The organism is Rummeliibacillus sp. GQ308 (assembly GCF_059759115.1).
In genome coordinates this window covers 839,177-856,690 of the sequence record NZ_JCAXDQ010000001.1, presented here as the reverse complement: position 1 = coordinate 856,690, position 17,514 = coordinate 839,177, and the positions used below count along the sequence as shown (strand labels likewise).

General features: G+C 37.1%; 21 protein-coding genes. All 21 read right to left on the bottom strand.

Going from position 1 to position 17,514, the window contains the following annotated elements:
• The 21 genes from flhF to fliG all read right to left on the bottom strand — a co-directional run bounded on the left by flhF (position 1) and on the right by fliG (position 17,499).
• On the bottom strand, positions 1–1,110 hold the full coding sequence (flhF, locus tag AC6CHJ_RS04070; RefSeq protein WP_498287372.1) for a flagellar biosynthesis GTPase FlhF: 1,110 nt from the start codon (positions 1,108–1,110) through the stop codon (positions 1–3).
• A complete protein-coding gene (gene flhA, locus AC6CHJ_RS04065; protein ID WP_498287370.1) occupies positions 1,107–3,140 on the bottom strand; it encodes a flagellar biosynthesis protein FlhA in 2,034 nt (677 codons plus the stop codon). The genes flhF and flhA overlap by 4 nt, the downstream gene beginning before the upstream one ends.
• 20 nt (positions 3,141–3,160) lie before the next feature.
• On the bottom strand, positions 3,161–4,246 hold the full coding sequence (gene flhB / locus AC6CHJ_RS04060; protein WP_392994612.1) for a flagellar biosynthesis protein FlhB: 1,086 nt from the start codon (positions 4,244–4,246) through the stop codon (positions 3,161–3,163).
• A 1-nt stretch (position 4,247) separates the two neighbouring features.
• Positions 4,248–5,024, bottom strand: a complete 777-nt coding sequence (gene fliR, locus AC6CHJ_RS04055) for a flagellar biosynthetic protein FliR (protein ID WP_498287368.1) — start codon at positions 5,022–5,024, stop codon at positions 4,248–4,250.
• 4 nt (positions 5,025–5,028) lie between these two features.
• Entirely contained in the window at positions 5,029–5,298 is a 270-nt protein-coding gene (gene fliQ / locus AC6CHJ_RS04050) for a flagellar biosynthesis protein FliQ (RefSeq protein WP_147194133.1), read from the bottom strand.
• A 13-nt stretch (positions 5,299–5,311) separates the two neighbouring features.
• On the bottom strand, positions 5,312–5,980 hold the full coding sequence (gene fliP / locus AC6CHJ_RS04045) for a flagellar type III secretion system pore protein FliP (protein WP_498287365.1): 669 nt from the start codon (positions 5,978–5,980) through the stop codon (positions 5,312–5,314).
• Positions 5,973–6,611 carry a flagellar biosynthetic protein FliO gene (locus AC6CHJ_RS04040; protein ID WP_498287363.1) on the bottom strand — a complete coding sequence of 213 codons (639 nt, stop codon included), beginning with the start codon at positions 6,609–6,611 and terminating at the stop codon, positions 5,973–5,975. The genes fliP and AC6CHJ_RS04040 overlap by 8 nt, the downstream gene beginning before the upstream one ends.
• Positions 6,612–6,651: 40 nt before the next feature.
• Positions 6,652–7,014: a response regulator gene (locus AC6CHJ_RS04035; RefSeq protein ID WP_066785630.1), complete on the bottom strand. Its 363-nt coding sequence runs from the start codon at positions 7,012–7,014 to the stop codon at positions 6,652–6,654.
• Between the two features lie 20 nt (positions 7,015–7,034).
• Positions 7,035–8,255: a flagellar motor switch phosphatase FliY gene (gene fliY / locus AC6CHJ_RS04030; RefSeq protein WP_498287360.1), complete on the bottom strand. Its 1,221-nt coding sequence runs from the start codon at positions 8,253–8,255 to the stop codon at positions 7,035–7,037.
• Entirely contained in the window at positions 8,248–9,243 is a 996-nt protein-coding gene (gene fliM, locus AC6CHJ_RS04025; RefSeq protein WP_066785624.1) for a flagellar motor switch protein FliM, read from the bottom strand. Before fliM ends, fliY begins: the two co-directional genes overlap by 8 nt.
• A 70-nt stretch (positions 9,244–9,313) precedes the next feature.
• Positions 9,314–9,742, bottom strand: coding sequence for a flagellar basal body-associated protein FliL (fliL, locus tag AC6CHJ_RS04020; protein ID WP_147194141.1), 429 nt, complete (start codon positions 9,740–9,742; stop codon positions 9,314–9,316).
• Complete coding sequence (locus AC6CHJ_RS04015; protein ID WP_392994618.1) at positions 9,729–9,953, bottom strand: flagellar FlbD family protein; 225 nt, start codon at positions 9,951–9,953, stop codon at positions 9,729–9,731. The genes fliL and AC6CHJ_RS04015 overlap by 14 nt, the downstream gene beginning before the upstream one ends.
• Before the next feature lie 68 nt (positions 9,954–10,021).
• A complete protein-coding gene (flgG, locus tag AC6CHJ_RS04010) occupies positions 10,022–10,804 on the bottom strand; it encodes a flagellar basal body rod protein FlgG (protein ID WP_392994620.1) in 783 nt (260 codons plus the stop codon).
• 77 nt (positions 10,805–10,881) lie between these two features.
• On the bottom strand, positions 10,882–11,265 hold the full coding sequence (locus AC6CHJ_RS04005; RefSeq protein ID WP_498287358.1) for a TIGR02530 family flagellar biosynthesis protein: 384 nt from the start codon (positions 11,263–11,265) through the stop codon (positions 10,882–10,884).
• A 12-nt stretch (positions 11,266–11,277) separates the two neighbouring features.
• Complete coding sequence (gene flgD / locus AC6CHJ_RS04000; protein WP_498287356.1) at positions 11,278–11,961, bottom strand: flagellar hook assembly protein FlgD; 684 nt, start codon at positions 11,959–11,961, stop codon at positions 11,278–11,280.
• 3 nt (positions 11,962–11,964) lie between these two features.
• Positions 11,965–13,284: a flagellar hook-length control protein FliK gene (locus AC6CHJ_RS03995; RefSeq protein ID WP_498287355.1), complete on the bottom strand. Its 1,320-nt coding sequence runs from the start codon at positions 13,282–13,284 to the stop codon at positions 11,965–11,967.
• 43 nt (positions 13,285–13,327) lie between these two features.
• On the bottom strand, positions 13,328–13,942 hold the full coding sequence (locus AC6CHJ_RS03990; protein ID WP_392994628.1) for a MotE family protein: 615 nt from the start codon (positions 13,940–13,942) through the stop codon (positions 13,328–13,330).
• 4 nt (positions 13,943–13,946) lie between these two features.
• Positions 13,947–14,396 (bottom strand): flagellar export protein FliJ, encoded by a 450-nt coding sequence (gene fliJ, locus AC6CHJ_RS03985; RefSeq protein ID WP_498287353.1) that lies wholly within the window; start codon positions 14,394–14,396, stop codon positions 13,947–13,949.
• Positions 14,397–15,722, bottom strand: coding sequence for a flagellar protein export ATPase FliI (fliI, locus tag AC6CHJ_RS03980; RefSeq protein WP_392994632.1), 1,326 nt, complete (start codon positions 15,720–15,722; stop codon positions 14,397–14,399). It lies immediately after the preceding gene.
• Positions 15,723–15,725: 3 nt separating this feature from the next.
• A complete protein-coding gene (fliH, locus tag AC6CHJ_RS03975; protein WP_498287351.1) occupies positions 15,726–16,502 on the bottom strand; it encodes a flagellar assembly protein FliH in 777 nt (258 codons plus the stop codon).
• Positions 16,486–17,499 carry a flagellar motor switch protein FliG gene (gene fliG / locus AC6CHJ_RS03970; protein WP_392994634.1) on the bottom strand — a complete coding sequence of 338 codons (1,014 nt, stop codon included), beginning with the start codon at positions 17,497–17,499 and terminating at the stop codon, positions 16,486–16,488. Before fliG ends, fliH begins: the two co-directional genes overlap by 17 nt.
• Between the last annotated feature and the right edge of the window lie 15 nt (positions 17,500–17,514).

Below are 17,514 nucleotides of genomic sequence, written 5' to 3'. Positions count from 1 at the left end.
CTAATCTCCTTGAATGAGCAATTCGACTATATTTTCAGCAGTAGCTTCCTCAATATCCTCTGGTACTTCCTGACCATTCGTATAGTAAGCAAGTCCCTTCTTATATTTAACCATTAAATTGATCATTGAGCCAATGGAAATTGTCTCATCCATCTTAGTAAATATGAACTTTTCAATAGGAATCTCTGAAAATTGATCTATAATCTCTGTCATATCCTGTTCTTTCGCTGTCAATGAGAGCACCAGATAATTTTCCATATTATCTCCTATATCTATTAGTTCACGTAAATCATTGATATATTTTGCTTCTCGATAATTTCTTCCCGCTGTGTCAATAAAAACAATATCCAATGAATCAAACTTGACTAGTGCTTGTTCATAATCTTCTTTGCTATAAACTATTTCTACTGGTGATTGAAGTAAGTTCGCATAGACTTTTAATTGTTCAATCGCTGCAATTCGATACGTATCTGTTGTTATAAAACCAATTTTCTTCTTTTTCTGCAAAACAGCAAGTGCTGCCATTTTCGCAATGGTTGTCGTTTTGCCGACGCCAGTCGGACCTAAAACATTGATATATTTCTTGTTATACGAAAGTCCTCCAAATGGGAGCCCTTGTAATAATTTAATAAGCTCTTCTTTAGCTAGCTCTTTATAGTCCTCTTTCGCTAATTTCTCGTTTCCATTTTTCTTCACTTGAAAGAGCTCATCACCTACTGCTGTGATGAGCTCAGGATTTAGCTCTTGCTGCTCTAGTCGTTGAATGATTTCCTCATATTCATCAGGATATTGGTAACTGACCGATTGTCTTTGTATTGTTTTAACTAATGATTTTAAATCTGCCAACTCTTTATTAATTTTCTCTGAGTGTTCATTAGGAAGTACTGCATCTTTCGGCGAATCGTCTAAAGCAGGAATAGAAACGCTTGTAGTCTTTCTTACTGGTTCCTTACCCGCGATGACTTCTATACTCTTTTTTTTAAACATTCCTAAGAAGCCCTTTGAATAGACAACTTTCGAACTTACAATGATTGCATCATCACCTAAGTCTTGCTCCACTTTTTTCATTGCAAGAGCCATCGTTGATGCCGTATATTTCTTCATTTTCATTCTACATTCACCACCCCAACGCTTTGAATCTCAATCGATGCTTCTAATTCGTTATATGATAGGATTGGAATTTGTGGAAAATATCTTTCTGTTAGCTGCCTTACATACATGCGTACAGCAGGCGAACAAAGGATAAGAGGTGATTGCTCAAACAAGGCAATACGTTCCACTTCTTTTGCAATGGACTCTAAAATAGCTTGAGAGTCATTTGGATCCATTGCCAGATAATTCCCATGGTCTGTTTGTTGGATACTATCTGCAATCATTTTTTCTACTTTAGCTGAAACAGTCAACACTTTCAGCTCTTGTTCGCCATTTGAATACTGCGTCGTAATCTGTCGTGCTAATGACTGCCTTACATACTCTGTTAATACATCCACATCAGATGTTAACTTGGAGTAGTCAGCCAATGTTTCAAATATAATAGGCAAATTCCGTATAGATACATTTTCCGCCAAAAGCTTCGCTAATACCTTTTGGATCTCGCCAATAGACAGCGGACTTGGCGTTGTTTCTTCAACCAAGATTGGTGCTGTCTCTTGTAAATGGTCTATCAATTGTTTAGTCTCTTGTCTGCCTAATAATTGAGCTGCATTTGCTCGAATCACTTCAGTTAAATGCGTAGAGACAACGCTAGGCGGGTCAACAACTGTATAACCAAGCATCTCAGCCTCTTCCTTCACTTGTTCTGTAATCCATTTAGCTGGTAACCCAAATGACGGTTCTACTGTATCAATTCCTTCAATCGAATCATCATCGCCTGGGCTCATTGCTAGATAATGGTCAAGAAGCAATTCTCCATGTGCCATCTCACTGCCTTTTATCTTAATTCGATATTCATTAGGCTGAAGCTGAATATTATCGCGAATTCGGACTACTGGAATGACAATCCCTAATTCAAGGGCCAATTGCCTTCGAATCATAACAACACGATCTAGTAAATCTCCACCTTGCGTTGCATCAACAAGAGGAATCAACCCATAACCAAACTCAAATTCAATGGGATCTACATTTAATAGATTAACAACATTTTCAGGGCTTTTTAAATTGTCTGTTGTTTCTACTTCTTCGATTTGTTCTAATTCTTCAATATCTTCTTTATGTGCATTTTTCAGTCGATAGGCGATAAATGCAAGAATAGCAGCCACAGGAACGGTATAGATAAATTTTATCGGCGTTACTAGGCCTAAAGTAAAAATAGTACCAGCTGCTATATAAATCAATGTAGGATTTGTAAAGAGCTGTCCAGTAATATCTGTACTTAGATTACCCTCTGATGCAGCTCGAGTAACAACGATACCAGTCGCAGTTGAAATCAATAATGCTGGCACTTGCGAAACTAGACCATCACCAACCGTTAAAGTCGTAAATAAATGGACTGCATCCGAAAATTCCATATCCATTTGTACAATACCGATTACTAATCCGACAATTAAATTGATCATTACGATGATAATCGCTGCAATGGCATCACCTTTTACAAATTTAGTGGCACCATCCATTGATCCATAAAAGTCAGCTTCATTACTCACTTTTTCACGGCGTTCTCTTGCATCCGTTTCAGAAATTAAACCTGCATTCAAATCAGCATCAATTGCCATTTGTTTACCAGGCATTGCATCTAATGTAAAACGTGCTGCTACTTCTGATACACGCTCTGAACCTTTTGTAATAACAATAAACTGAATAATAACTAAAATAACAAATACCACTAATCCTACCAGAACATTGCCACGGACAACGAATGTTCCGAAAGTTTCTACCACATTCCCTGCATCTCCACCAGTTAGAATAGCACGTGTAGTGGAAACGTTCAGTCCTAATCGGAATAACGTTAACAATAATAAGAGCGAAGGGAAGATAGAAAATTCTAATGCTTCCTTCATGTTCATAGCTGTTAACAGAACAAGTAATGCAAGTGTTATATTCACAATGATTAAAAAACTTAATAACCATGGCGGCAAAGGGATGATGAGCATCGCTACAATCATAATAACCGCTGCTAATACCGCAATATCGCGAAATTTCATATTATCTCTCCCTCTGGCCCTTAAATTTTTTGCTTAATTCGATATACATACGCTAACACCTCAGCTACGGCCTTAAAAAACTCATCTGGAATATGCTTTCCGATTTCTACTTGATCGTACATTGCACGTGCGAGCGGGCGATTTTCTACCATCACAACATTATTTTCTTTCGCGATTAACTTAATTTTTTGGGCGATCAGATCTGTTCCTTTAGCAATGACTTGCGGGGCATCCATTGTTTGGTCATCATATTTTAATGCAATAGCATAATGTGTCGGGTTAGTAATCACCACATCAGCATGCGGTACTTCTTGCATCATCCGCCTCATAGCCATTTCGCGCTGTCTTTGCTTAATTTTGGACTTAATAAGCGGATCACCTTCTGAATTTTTATATTCATCCTTAATGTCCTGCTTAGACATTTTTAGGTTTTTTTCATAGTCAAATTTCTGATAAAGATAATCAAGTATAGCTATAATTAATAAAACAGCAGAAGCAGCAATCCCCATTAGTACAGTCAGTTTTGCTATTGTTCTTAAGGTTGCTCCTGGCGATTTAAAAGAAAGACTTAATACTTCATCAATATTCATCCAGAGAATGGCTGTTGTTACTGAACCAATCAAAGAAATTTTTAAAATAGATTTTAGTAATTCAATTATTGATCTCACGGAAATAATTCTTTTTAAACCTTTAATAGGATCTAACTTTGTTAAGTCAAATTTTAATGGCTCTGTCGTAAAGAGTAGGCCAAATTGCAAAAAGTTTCCTACTACGCCTGCTACAACAGCAATGGCCATAATCGGCAATAAAACATATGCCATTTCGACTACTACATCTTTATAAATCTGTACGGCAACCTCTATTGATAAAGAATCCATAAGCATGTATTTAGAAAAGGTTTGTTTAAAAAAAGAAAGGATTCTATCGCGCATGGATCCAGCACCAACGAGTAGAAATAGAAAAACAGATAGCAGGACAATAGCGCTGGTAACATCTTGGCTCTTTAGGACTTGTCCTTTCTTTCTGGCATCTTGTCTTTTTTTTGGTGTTGCTCTTTCCGTTTTTTCACCTGCAAAAAATTGCAAGTCTAATTGAAGCCATTCCATTCTATCCACCACCTAATAACGCCATAAATTCCCGCATTGCGATAAGCATCATATTAAATAGCCTTTGCATAACCATAACCATTACGCTCATCGTGACAATTAATACAATAAAACTTACCCCTATTTTAATTGGAAAACCAACCACAAATATATTTAATTGTGGAACAGTCCTCGCTGTTATACCTAAGGCAATATCTACAAGAAATAGGGTAGCTACAATTGGAATGGACATTTGAAAAGCAATCCCAAATGCACTTGCGAATGTTTTCATAATAAACACCGGCGTATTATTTCCTCCGAAATCGGGCCACACACTATCCATCGGTATATATTGATAACTATAATAAATTCCGTCTAATATTAAGTGATGTCCATTTGTGCCGATAAGAACTAGGAGTGCAAGTGTATTAAAAAATTGTCCCATCAGAGGTGTTTGTGCACCTGTTTGAGGATCAATGACATTCGCGATTGCAAAACCCATTTGAAAATCGATAAAACCGCCTGCAATTTGAATTGCCGTCATTATTATATAAGCCATTAGACCTATAGAAAGGCCGACAACAGCTTCTTTTAAAATCAGCAATATATAGTCTCCATTAATCTCGAAAGGCTTAATGTCCATGGTGTAATACATCATCCATGAAAGTACTAATGCAATAGCAATTTTTACTTTTGCAGGAATTGTGCGATAAGAATAAAAAGGCACAATCATAAAAAAAGAAGATATCCGAACAAGTATGAGCAATAATACGCTTATTTTAGGTAATAGTTCTTCCATCAAATCACCCTATAAAGCGGCCGAGATTTGCAATAATGTCTTTCGTAAAGGATGTCATTTTTGTAAGCATCCAAGGGCCAAAAAAAATAATGGCCACTAATACAGCGACAATTTTCGGCACAAAAGCTAGCGTTTGTTCTTGTATTTGGGTTGTAGCTTGAAAAATACTAACCAAAAGCCCTGTCACAAGTGCTACAAGCAAAAGTGGTCCAGAGACGAGCAATATGATTTTAATTGATTCTTCTGCTACTTTAATCACCATTTCAGCCGACATATATACTCATCCCCTAAAAACTTTCTAAAAGCGATTTTACTACCAGGTACCAACCATCTACCAAAACGAATAACAATATCTTAAATGGCAATGAAATCATAACTGGCGGTAACATCATCATCCCCATGGACATTAATATACTTGCAACAATCATATCAATAACTAAAAACGGAATGAAAATCATAAAACCCATTTGAAAGGCTGTTTTTAATTCACTGATGGTGTAAGCAGGCACCATTGTTGTAAGCGGAATATCCTCAATCGTTTTTGGACGTTCTTTCGCACCAGAATACTTTAAGAATAGGTCTAAATCTTTCTGCCTCGTATGCTTGCTCATAAACTCTTTAAATGGTTTGCTAGCTTTCGAGTATGCTTCATCTAATGTAATCTTTTCATCAAATAATGGTTGCAATGCATGTTTATTAACATCTTGAAATGTAGGAGTCATAATGAAAAAAGTTAAAAATAGCGCTAAACCAACAATCACCTGATTTGGTGGCATTTGTTGTGTGGCTAGAGCTGTACGCACAAACGATAAAATAATGACAATCCTAGTAAAGCAGGTCATTAAAATTAAAATGCTTGGTGCTAAAGATAAAACTGTCAGCGTAAGCAATAGCTTCACAGAAGATGAAACATTGGAAGGATCACTATCGGAGAAATAATGGATAAAATCATTCATTTTTTCTACTCTCCTTTTGCTTCCATTCTTCTAGTTGTTGATTGCGATGCTCTTTCATTTCTTGCAACTGTTCTTCTAATTCTCCTTTGAAGTCCAGATTTGCAAGATCCTTTTGATTGTTATTTTTCCGTCCCTTTTTTTTGTTTAAAAGTTCCAGTATATATGGCATTTGTGAGGAACGTTCCTGCCGTTCATTGTATAGTTCTAGCAGACGTTCCTTCTCATTTTGGTCCGTCACTTCTTTCAGCATATTAACATTTTCACCAACGCCTACAATATAGAGCGCTTGTCCAACTTTTAAGAGCTGAACAGACTTTTGCTGCCCCAATGAAATGCCACCTAAATTTTGCATAAGTTGATTTTGTTGATATTTACTATTTCGACTGTTCACAAGCTTTAGCACCCCGTAAAGGAGAACTACTACAAAGCCGAGAGCTAGCATCATTTTAATATACTCCCATGCCGACAAACCGACAGCTGTCCCGGAATCATCATCCGAGACAGGCGCCAAATTATCATCCTTACATGTATCCCGGTTTTTCAAACAATCATCAACTGAATCATGCGAAGCTGCATGAACAATAGATACATGTGGCGTAGTAAGGTTTGTAATTAAAAATAATGCCGTCAAACATAACATTATTTTTAGAAGTAACTTAGAGCGCATTTACTTAACCTAACGCTTTTTGGATAGCTTCTATTACACGATCTGCTTGGAAAGGCTTAACGATAAAGTCTTTTGCACCCGCTTGAATTGCATCGATTACCATAGCTTGTTGTCCCATAGCTGAACACATGATAATAATGGCACTAGGATCTTTTTGTTTAATTTCTTTCAAAGCAGCAATACCGTCCATTTCAGGCATTGTAATATCCATAGTGACTAAATCGGGTTTTAACTCGGCATACTTTTCGACAGCTTGTGCTCCATCTCCAGCTTCTCCGACAACCTCAAATCCATTCTTCGTTAGGATATCCTTGATCATCATTCGCATAAATGCTGCGTCATCTACAATTAAAATACGTTTTGACATTCTTATTCCCCCGTTTACTTCTATTTCAGATTATTGAGCCGGTCTGCTTTGCTTAAGATATCTGTAATACGCACACCGAAATTCTCGTCAATTACAACTACTTCTCCTTTTGCAATTAGACGACTATTGACTAGGATATCAACTGGTTCACCAGCTAATTTATCCAGCTCTATAATGGAACCGCTAGCTAGTTCTAAAATTTCCTTTACAGAACGTTTCGTACGACCTAATTCAACAGTAACTTGCAATGGTATGTCAAGCAACATATCTAAATTTCTAGCTTCTGATTGTTTCAAATTCGTATTTTCAAAGCTAGCAAATTGTGCTTGCTGTACGTTTGCAGGTTGTCTCTGTTCTCGCGTTTGTATCATATACGGCTCTTCTTGTGTCTGCTGATGATTCATCGGCGGTTGTGTATTTTGTTGTACTGGTCGTTCTTCTTGCTGTGTTTTAACTGGTGCAGCAGGAATTTCCTCTTGCTGATGCTGCATCGTTGTTTCGGGAAGTTCTGTCGCCGTTACAGCCGATTCTTCCTGTTCAGGATTCATTAATTGATGGACAAGAGATTTACTAAACTCTAAAGGCAGTAACTGCATAATATTTGAATCTATTAAATTGCCAATTTTTAATCTAAATGAGACTTTTACGAGCAATTCATCTGTTGGAATATTTTCTGTCCCCTCATTGTTAGAGATATTCATGAGGTCAATCATCGGCGGTGAAATATCTACTTTTTTATTAAAGATAGTAGACATTGACGTAGCAGCAGAACCCATCATTTGGTTCATTGCTTCTTGCACTGCACTCAAATGAATCTCTCCTAGATCTTCGGCGGGTGCTTGCCCGTCCCCTCCTAACATCAAATCAGCAATAATTGCTGCATCTGATTGTTTAATGACTAATAAATTCATTCCTATTAAACCGGTAGTATATTCGACCTGAATAGCTACATATGGATGAGGGAATTCCGCTTCAAGATTCGTGCGGTTAATCATCGTAATAGATGGTGTTGTAATTTCAACTTTCTGGCCCAATAATGATGAAAGGGCAGTAGCTGAGCTACCAAATGAAATGTTTCCAATTTCGCCAAGCGCATCTTGTGACATTGGGTCTAAATAGTCTGTCACATTATACGTTTCGGACGCTGAAGCATCATTATCGACGTGATCATCGTTATTATTAATTGACTCACCTCTCAGTAGGGCTTCAATTTCTTCTTGCGACAACATGTCATCACTCATCGTCGTCTCCTCCTTTCAAAGAATCAATAATTTGGACAGCCATTCTTTTCTTAATTGTACCGGGCTGTATTGTAAATTTAGGGATTCCTCCAACACTTAAAGTTAACGGATCGCTAATTTTTTGATCTAACTGCAACACATCACCATATTGAAGTGTGAGAAAGTCTTCAATGCTAATATCAGTATCACCTAATTGAGCTACCACTTCTAATTCGGATTGTTTCACCCTCTTTTCAATAATCGCGGTTTGTTCTGGTGAAACATCTGCTTTATTTGATTGCATCCAGTAGCGGACAGATAGGTTTGGAACAATGGGCTCCAGGACAACATGTGGTATACAAATATTAATCATGCCACTTGTTTCACCTATTATAGAGTTAAAAGAAATGACGACCACCGTTTCATTCGGTGATATCATTTGTAAAAATTGCGGATTAACTTCCAATTCATTTAATATGGGGTCAATGTCTGCTATATTGGCCCATGCTTCTCTTAAATTATCAAAAGAACGCTCAAAAAGGTTTGTCATAATTTTCGTTTCAATCTCAGTGAGGTTATCTACATTACTATGGCTTGAGCCGCTTCCTCCCATTAATCGATCCAACATAGAATATGCGATATTTGGATTGATCTCCATTAAGATATTACCGTCTAACGGAGGTACCTCAAATACATTAATCAACGTCATATTCGGAATGGACCTGATAAATTCTTCGAATGGGATTTGGTCTACGGATGCAACGGTAATTTGTACATATGTTCTAAGCTGAGCAGAAAAGAAAGTGGTAAGCAAACGAGCAAAATTTTCATGTATACGAGTTAAACTGCGAATTTGATCTTTCGAAAAACGAAGTGCACGTTTAAAATCATATACTTTTACCTTTTTCGCTTCCTCTTCCTTCTTAATATCATCTGCCGACATCTCTCCTGTAGACAAAGCTGATAGCAGTGCATCAATTTCAGATTGCGATAACACATCTCCTGCCATTCGATCACCTCCAAACAAATTAAATAAAACTTTTTAAAGTCTATTTCCGGCAAAGTAAATCAAAAAATTTTTATTGAATAATATAAGAAGTTATATATACTTGCTGAACTTCTCCTTCTTGCATTAATTCATTAATTTTTGTTTTTAAAGTACTTTCCAATAATTCTTTGCCTTTCTTACCTTCCAAATCTTCTCTGGACATTTCAGAAAGCTCATCAATAAGGATGCTTTTCACTTGGAAATCACGTTTTGTTAATTCCGCTGCTGCATCTTTATTTGATGTTTGTATTTTTAAAGCAATTTTAACATAATTATCATCTTTAATATTGGTAGTAATTTCTTCAATATCTACAGATGATGCTACGACATCATCAATACTTTCCACTTTAGGCTCTGCCCCTTTATTTAATTGTGTCACAACGACTACAGCGACAACCCCTAACAATGTAATGGAAACAAGGATAATCAACATGATTGTCAGTAGTTTATTCTTCTTCATCTTTCTCACCTCTTAGATGCGGGTTTGATAAAAGTTGAACTGAGCGGTAAAACGCGATTATTCTGCGTTGTACTTCTTCTTTTGATTCTAATACCACATATTTTCGCCCAGTTGTTAACGTGATGGTTGTATCCGGAAACTCTTCGACCGATTCTATGTATAAAGCATTTAAAGAAAATGCTTTTTTATTAAGCTTTGTTAAAGAAATCATAGGATATAAGGGCCGGGTGAATAGAGCCGGCCCAGCCCCCCTCCATAGTTAAAGTTATTCAATCTAAATTATCGTTTTAAATTCATTAATTCTTGTAAAATCTCATCTGATGTAGTGATAATACGGGAATTTGCTTGGAATCCACGTTGAGCTACAATCATATCAGTAAACTCTTCTGATAAATCCACATTAGACATTTCTAAGAATCCAGATTCAGTTGTACCTCTTCCTTCTTCATTTGGATTGCCAATTTGAGCTTCACCAGAGTTGTTAGAAACTTGGAAGTAGTTTCCTCCTACTTTAGTCAATCCAGCAGGGTTTGCGAAACGAGCAATTTGAATTTGGCCAGCTTGCACCAATGTATTATTTTCAGTGTAAGAAATTGTACCATCCTTACCGATTGTCAATTCAGTGGCAGTAGTAGGGATTGATACTTCTCCACCTACTTCTACTTTCTTGCCATCACTAGTTACTAACGTGCCATTGCTGTCTAAATAGAAGTTTCCTGCTCTTGTATAATATTCATTTTCTCCATCTTTCACGACAAAATAGCCATCCCCTGAAATTGCCACATCTAATGTACGACCAGTTGTCTGCATAGAACCAGCATCATGAATCGTATCAATGGCTGCTACTTGAGAGCCAAGCCCTATTTGCTTAGGGTTTACACCACCTAAATTATCACCAGGTGCTGTGGCTCCTTGAGTGGTTTGTGAGATTAAATCTTTAAAAACAACTCGCCCTTTTTTAAAGCCGTACGTGTTTACATTAGCAATGTTATTGCCGATTACATCTAATTTGGTTTGAAAATTTTTAAGACCGCTAATTCCTGAATACATAGAACGTAACATAATATGTTTTCTCCCTTCATAGTAAGCGTATTGCCTCTGTCATTCGGCAATACATAGGCACCCATTTCTGGTCCTGCCTAACTTAGCACTATAGCTCCGTTAATATTAGTAAATAATTGATTTTCTGCTTCTTGTAAATCCATGGCTGTAATGACGGTTGCATTTTTCGCGCTGACGATTAGTGCAGCGTTATTCAGTAAAACAAGTGATTCATTGACTCCCTTGGCTTTAGCTTCCTGTACTTTTGCTGAAATTTTGGCCCATTGCTTTTCATCAATATGAATATTGCGTTCATTGAGCCTATTCGATGCATGCTTACTAATTTTCAGCTGACCATTTGTCTGCTCTGCCAAAAGATCCCCAAAAGTTTGGGTTGATGTCTGCTTTGTTGTTTGAACATTTCTCGGCGGCAAACCTTTTTGCAACGGAAATGGTTGAGGGATAAAGTTGATTTTCGTCATATTTACTCCTCCCTAGGCAGAGATAGAGGTAAACTGATCTTCTTTTATCTCTTTTCCATCAGATAAAACAAACATGACAGCACCATTAGTTGATTTCTTCACAGATTGTATTTGGCCAGTTTTATCTGTATCACCATTTTCATCTTTATAAGTTACATTTTTTCCTATTAGCAAACTAGCTTCAACAAGGGAACTTGAATAGTTTGGAACAGAACCTGTTGATGATTCACCTACTACTTCAGAAATATTAGCGGGAGTTAATTTTTTGCCGTCTGCAAGAGTTAAGAAGACAGAATCACCATCATAGGTTATTTTGCTGACAACGCCCGTACCCGAATTGATGATAGGCTTGCCATCCTCATCCGTTTTTGACGTTATTTCATGCCAATTAACACTTTTGCCTATGAAACTGTTGTATTGCATAAGTTGCGATTGTTGTGCGATGGTTGACAAAGAATCAATTGATTTGGCGACATTTTGCATCTGTTCTAATGAAGAAAACTGAGCCATTTGCGAGATGAATTCTTTATCATCCATTGGACTTGTCGGGTCTTGATTTTGCAATTGTGTAACTAGAAGCTGTAAAAAAGCATCTTTATCTAGTGAACTATTGCCAGTTTGCTTCGCTGCACTTTTTTTGTTAGATAAATAGTAATTCGAGTTAACAGACTGGTTATTCACCTTAGCATCTTCCAATAATTAAACCTCCATTTCCATTAAGAAATCTTCAAAGCTTGATTTCTCTTCTTTATCTTCTGGTTGCCGCTGATCGTCATTTGTTTGCTGTTTAAAGGATTGTTGCTGGAATTGTTGTTGGCCCTTTTCATTTCTAGCTGGCTCACTCAAAGCTTGTGCCACATCAATTCGATCTAATTGGATATGCTGATTGACTAGCCCTTGCTTTAATTGCTGTATTTGACTTTCAAGCATGTCCTTACCAATAGCAGTAGATGCTAGAAAACGAGCTGTCAGTAACCCATCTTTTTGAGAGAGTTCTACACGAATGGATCCTAAGTTTTCGGGATATAGCTTAATTAACAGTTTGGTACCAGCCATATTTTTTGAAATTTGCATTCGTTCGATTATTGATTGGAATTCCTTCACAAATGTTTCAGCTTGCCCTGCTTTATTATCGGGTAAAGCTATTGAAATTGTATGGTTAGAAGTAATTTCTTTTGTTAATGGCTGTACAGTGCTTGCTTGATTATTTGTTGCCGCTTCTAAGTTTGTTTTTATATTCATATCTTGCGTGTTTTGCAATTTTGGCAACGTAAGCTTCGAAGTTTTACTTTGTTCAGCTTGTTGGCCTGCTTTTTCAGCAATAACATTTAGTATTTCTTTTGCTTGATATGTTAAATATTCTTGTTTTACTGTCATATCTGTTTTCTGTGAAACCAGTGCTACTACTTTCAAAACTTGGAGTAACTCTGATGTTTGCGCCTTTGGCAATTCAGGAGCCTTTCCTCCATTAATAGAAGAGACAATTTTTTGGATGAAAGAATAGGCATTCTGATCAAGTGAAGCTAGCAATTCCCAAATGTCCTGGGCTTTTGCATCATCTTCTGTTAATTGTTTGATTGTCTTTTGGAACTCTTCTTTTTGAATTCCTAGTGAAGATAGTATTTTATCTAACGTTAATGGTCCGTTTGTTAATTCATCTTCATCTATCTTTACATTTAAAAGCTGACCAAGTTCTTCTAACGTGTTTGTTTGCAAAATTGGCATCAAATCATCTGGTTTTACTTCATTACTTTCAACTTGAGCCTGTGTCTTTGAGAGCTTTAGGCTTGCGCCTAACAATCCTTCTAGACCTTGTTGCAAATTTACACGAAAAATATTTTTTTCTTCATCTTCTTTAGGTATTTCAACAACATTTGACTCAGTTTTACTTGCAGCCTTTTCTGTCGCTGTGGTCAGTTCATTTAAAAAGCCGGAATTCCCCTCCGCTTGTTGCTGAGATTTGGTTCCTTCATTTTCTACTTTCACTGGTTGAATTAAATCTAATCGGTCAATATTCAATTTGTTCACCTCCTCTCATCGAAACATGCGGAACATGCTCGATCTAATTTTTGGATAAAAGCGAAGTATAGTGAGCAGCCTTATCAGCAGGCATTTTTTCTAAGATGGCTGCGAGTGTATCCGGCTTAAGGTTTGTTAAGATTTTTAATGCATCTTTATCTTTCATATTTGTTATAACAGGTGCAGCTGATTTTGGCGCCATTTTCTCATATGTTGTAACAATATCGCCAAATTCCTTTGTTATTTCATTTTTATTGTTTTCCGCCTTCTTTAATTGCACTTCTAGACGATGCTTTTCAATCGACATTTTAGAAGTAGTACTATTAGCATCTTCTATTTCACCTTGCATCTTCGCTATTTCAGCTTCTTTTTCTTGGAGCTGTGCTTTTAAATCGGCTATTTGCTTTTCATTTTGTGAATTTCTTTTCGTTAAATTCTCTTCTTTGTCTTGCGAAGAAGAAATCGTCATATTTTTTGCTTTTTCAAACACATTAATTCCGCTAACTTCCGCCACAATCAGGAGCACAGCAGACACAAACAGCAGTGGAATAATGACCCAAAAAAATAACTTTTGGAAAAAACCAGGGTTTTTTTCTTCTATTGTTCTTTCATTGCTCTGTTGCGGTACACTTCTTTTTTTGGGCTTTTGCTTTGCCATATATTCACCTGATTTCTTTGTTGTAATAAGCTATTGAAGATAGCTCGTCCAACTGAATTAACTCTAGACGATCTTGTTCTTTCAAATAACTGCGATAATCTTTCTCTTTCATTTTTTCATATTTTCGATATTCTAAAGATGTTTCTAATAATTTATCTTTATGCCATTCCATTTTTGAACGGGCAAGTACAACTTTCTGTTGGGTCTCAGCAATTGAACGTTCGATACTTTCCAAAAACTTTGTATGATGGCGCATTTCATTAATACTTGAGCCACTTAAAAGTTTTTTTTCATGGTACTCTATTAAATCCTCTTTCTTCTTTAAAAGTGTATATAATTTTGTAGCTATATCTTCAAATGACTTCTGCGCTTCCTTAAAGGCAATTTCTGTTTGGTTTTTTTCTTGCTGTTTTACTGTCATTACTTTATCAAAACGATATTGATAAGCTTGCATCTACCTTGCACCGCCATTCGATAGTTTCACTAATTCTTCTACACTGTCTTCCATGCTGATTTTATCCATAAACCCTTGTTTTAAATAAGAGGTAATCAGAGGCTCATTGTAAATCGCTTCGTCGATTTCTCTAGAAGTACCTTTTTTATAAGCGCCAATATTGATTAAGTCTTCTGATTTATCATAAGTAAAATAAAGTTCTCTGATATGTTCCGCAGCTTTTACATGTTCTTTATCTGCAATATGATTCATTAAGCGACTCACACTTTTCAACACATTAATTGCTGGGTATTGTCCCTTATTTGCCAAAGCCCTGTCCAAAACAATGTGACCGTCTAGAATCCCTCGCACCGTATCGGCGATTGGCTCATTCATATCATCACCATCAACTAGCACGGTATAAAACGCTGTAATAGAGCCAAATTCATTAGTTCCTGTCCGTTCAAGCAATTTAGGTAGAATAGCAAAGACAGACGGCGTGTAACCTTTTTGTGCAGGTGGTTCACCTGTAGCTAGTCCTATTTCCCGCTGTGCCATCGCCACTCGTGTAACAGAGTCCATCATGAGCATGACGCTCATCCCCTTATTACGAAAATATTCTGCAATAGCTGTTGCGGTAAATGCGCCTTTGATACGCATCAACGCTGGCTGATCTGATGTAGCAGCAATTACAATTGACCGCTTTAGTCCTTCCGGTCCTAAATCTCGCTCAATAAACTCCCTTACTTCACGACCTCGTTCGCCAATTAATGCAATAATGTTTAGATCCGCTTTTGTATTTCTTGCAATCATACCGAGCAATGTGGACTTACCTACTCCCGAGCCAGCAAATATGCCCACTCTCTGACCTTTTCCAACTGTTAGCATCCCATCAATTGCTTTTACGCCTACTTCCAATGTTTCATTGATAGGTGGCCTAGTTAAAGGATTAGGGGGATCTTCTTCCGTTGGAACTGTCGATAGCCCCTTCGGCAATTTCGCTCCATCTATTGGGCGACCCATGGAATCTAACACCTTGCCAATCAATTCTGGCCCTACTTTTATTTCAAGTGGCGCATTTGTTCCTTCAACTAAACAGCCTATCGAAATTTCACGAAGTGACGTGTATGGCATTAATACCACAATTTCATCTTTAAACCCGACTACTTCAGCAAGAATTTCTTGATGTCCATGTTTCACAGTATTTACATGAATTTTACATACATCACCTATAGAACTTTCAGGTCCTTGTGATTCAATCATTAAGCCAACAACACGTGTAACCCTTCCAAACTTTTTAAAGGTTTGAATTCCAGATATATGTTTCATTAAATCTGCTGCTTTCATGAATCAATCCACACTTTCTAAGATTTCTACAAGTTTAAGTCTCAGCTCGTTTAATTGTTGATCAATGCCTACCATAATTCTTCCATGATTTGTTTCAATATAAGAATCTGTATTAGCAAGATCCTCATCTACAAATACCATGACAGGAACGCCTACAGGAAACATGGCTTTTAGCTCGTCTATATGTGCAGATACCAATTCGTAATATGCTAAAGACGTATAGATTTTAATTTCTTTCATCTCTCTCGCTTCTTTTAAGCCTCTGCGTACTATATCCATATAACGTTCTTCATTTTCCTCTAGTACAGATCCTAAAATCTTTTCTGCAGCATTAATTGCAATATTCAAGATAACAGCTTCTTGTTCTTGTAAATATTGTTGTGCATGTGATTTTGCCTGGATTACAGTATCATTCGCCAATTGAATAGCTTCACTCATATTAGATTCAGCTTTCAAACGGCCTTCTTCTATACCTTGCTGAAAGCCCTCTTCATATGCTTGTTGCTGCAATTCCATCTTTTCTTGTTCCCAGTTTGCTTTTGCATCTTCTATCTCTTGTTGTGCAACTAATCGAAACTGCTCAAACATCTCTCTTTCACGCTCAATTTCTTGGCGTGCGTCCGCCAGGAGACGTTCTCTTTCTTCAAATAGACTTTCAGGGGTAACTTCTATATTCTCTGTGCTTTGATGTGTAAACAAGTCTTTAATTTCAATTGTGCGGAATACTTCTTTAGAGCTTTCAGGATTGTCAAAACGAATAATTTTAGACAATAACGTCATCTCCTCCACCACGTGCGACAATTATTTCTCCTGCATCTTCTAATCGTCTAATCACTGCAACAATTCGGGACTGGGCTTCTTCCACATCTCTTAACCGCACTGGCCCCATAACATCCATTTCCTCTTTAAATGTTTCTGCCATCCGCTGTGACATATTTTTAAAGATAATTTCTTTCACTTCGTCACTTGATACTTTTAATGAAAGAAGTAAATCTTCATTTTCACAATCGCGGATAACACGCTGAATGGAACGATTATCAAGCGTAACAATATCTTCGAATACAAACATGCGTTTTTTAATCTCTTCAGCAAGCTCTGGATCTTGGATTTCTAATGCATCCAAAATGGTTTTTTCGGTTTGACGATCTACACCATTCAAGACTTCTACTACAGCATCTACTCCGCCTGTTTCCGTGTAATCTTGCGTTACAGTTGAAGAAAGTTTCCGCTCAAGTACTGATTCAATCTCACTGATGACTTCCGGTGAGGTAGATTCCATTGTAGCAATACGCTTGGCAATATCCGCCTGAACTTCTTGCGGCAATGATGACAGTATCACTCCCGCTTGCTGTGGTTCTAAATAAGACAGAATTAATGCAATGGTTTGAGGGTGTTCATTTTGGATAAAGTTAAATATTTGAGCCGGATCCGTTCTTCTAGCAAAATCAAATGGTCTTACTTGAAGAGAGGATGTCAATCGATTAATAATCGCTTGTGCTTGCTCATTGCCCAGTGCTTTCTCTAAAACAGTTTTCGCATAGCCTATCCCACCTTGGGATATATAATCTTGAGCTAACGCAATATTATGAAATTCTTCTATAATCTCTTCTTTTGCTTCTGGTTCCACTTTTTTCACACTTGAAATTTCAAGTGTCAGCCTCTCAATTTCTTCTTCATTTAAATGTTTATAAACAGCAGCCGAAACCTCTGGTCCTAAGGAAATTAACAGGAGTGCTGCTTTTTGTTTTCCAGTTAAATCTTTATCTTTCTTGTTCACAGCTAATTCCCCCTA

Coding starts and splice junctions, on each gene's coding strand:
- flhF (WP_498287372.1), bottom strand. CDS start 1,110: ATGAAAATGAAGAAATATACGGCATCAACGATGGCTCTTGCAATGAAA.
- flhA (WP_498287370.1), bottom strand. CDS start 3,140: ATGAAATTTCGCGATATTGCGGTATTAGCAGCGGTTATTATGATTGTA.
- flhB (WP_392994612.1), bottom strand. CDS start 4,246: ATGGAATGGCTTCAATTAGACTTGCAATTTTTTGCAGGTGAAAAAACG.
- fliR (WP_498287368.1), bottom strand. CDS start 5,024: ATGGAAGAACTATTACCTAAAATAAGCGTATTATTGCTCATACTTGTT.
- fliQ (WP_147194133.1), bottom strand. CDS start 5,298: ATGTCGGCTGAAATGGTGATTAAAGTAGCAGAAGAATCAATTAAAATC.
- fliP (WP_498287365.1), bottom strand. CDS start 5,980: ATGAATGATTTTATCCATTATTTCTCCGATAGTGATCCTTCCAATGTT.
- AC6CHJ_RS04035 (WP_066785630.1), bottom strand. CDS start 7,014: ATGTCAAAACGTATTTTAATTGTAGATGACGCAGCATTTATGCGAATG.
- fliY (WP_498287360.1), bottom strand. CDS start 8,255: ATGAGTGATGACATGTTGTCGCAAGAAGAAATTGAAGCCCTACTGAGA.
- fliM (WP_066785624.1), bottom strand. CDS start 9,243: ATGGCAGGAGATGTGTTATCGCAATCTGAAATTGATGCACTGCTATCA.
- fliL (WP_147194141.1), bottom strand. CDS start 9,742: ATGAAGAAGAATAAACTACTGACAATCATGTTGATTATCCTTGTTTCC.
- AC6CHJ_RS04015 (WP_392994618.1), bottom strand. CDS start 9,953: ATGATTTCTTTAACAAAGCTTAATAAAAAAGCATTTTCTTTAAATGCT.
- flgG (WP_392994620.1), bottom strand. CDS start 10,804: ATGTTACGTTCTATGTATTCAGGAATTAGCGGTCTTAAAAATTTTCAA.
- AC6CHJ_RS04005 (WP_498287358.1), bottom strand. CDS start 11,265: ATGACGAAAATCAACTTTATCCCTCAACCATTTCCGTTGCAAAAAGGT.
- AC6CHJ_RS03990 (WP_392994628.1), bottom strand. CDS start 13,942: ATGGCAAAGCAAAAGCCCAAAAAAAGAAGTGTACCGCAACAGAGCAAT.
- fliJ (WP_498287353.1), bottom strand. CDS start 14,396: ATGCAAGCTTATCAATATCGTTTTGATAAAGTAATGACAGTAAAACAG.
- fliI (WP_392994632.1), bottom strand. CDS start 15,722: ATGAAAGCAGCAGATTTAATGAAACATATATCTGGAATTCAAACCTTT.
- fliH (WP_498287351.1), bottom strand. CDS start 16,502: ATGACGTTATTGTCTAAAATTATTCGTTTTGACAATCCTGAAAGCTCT.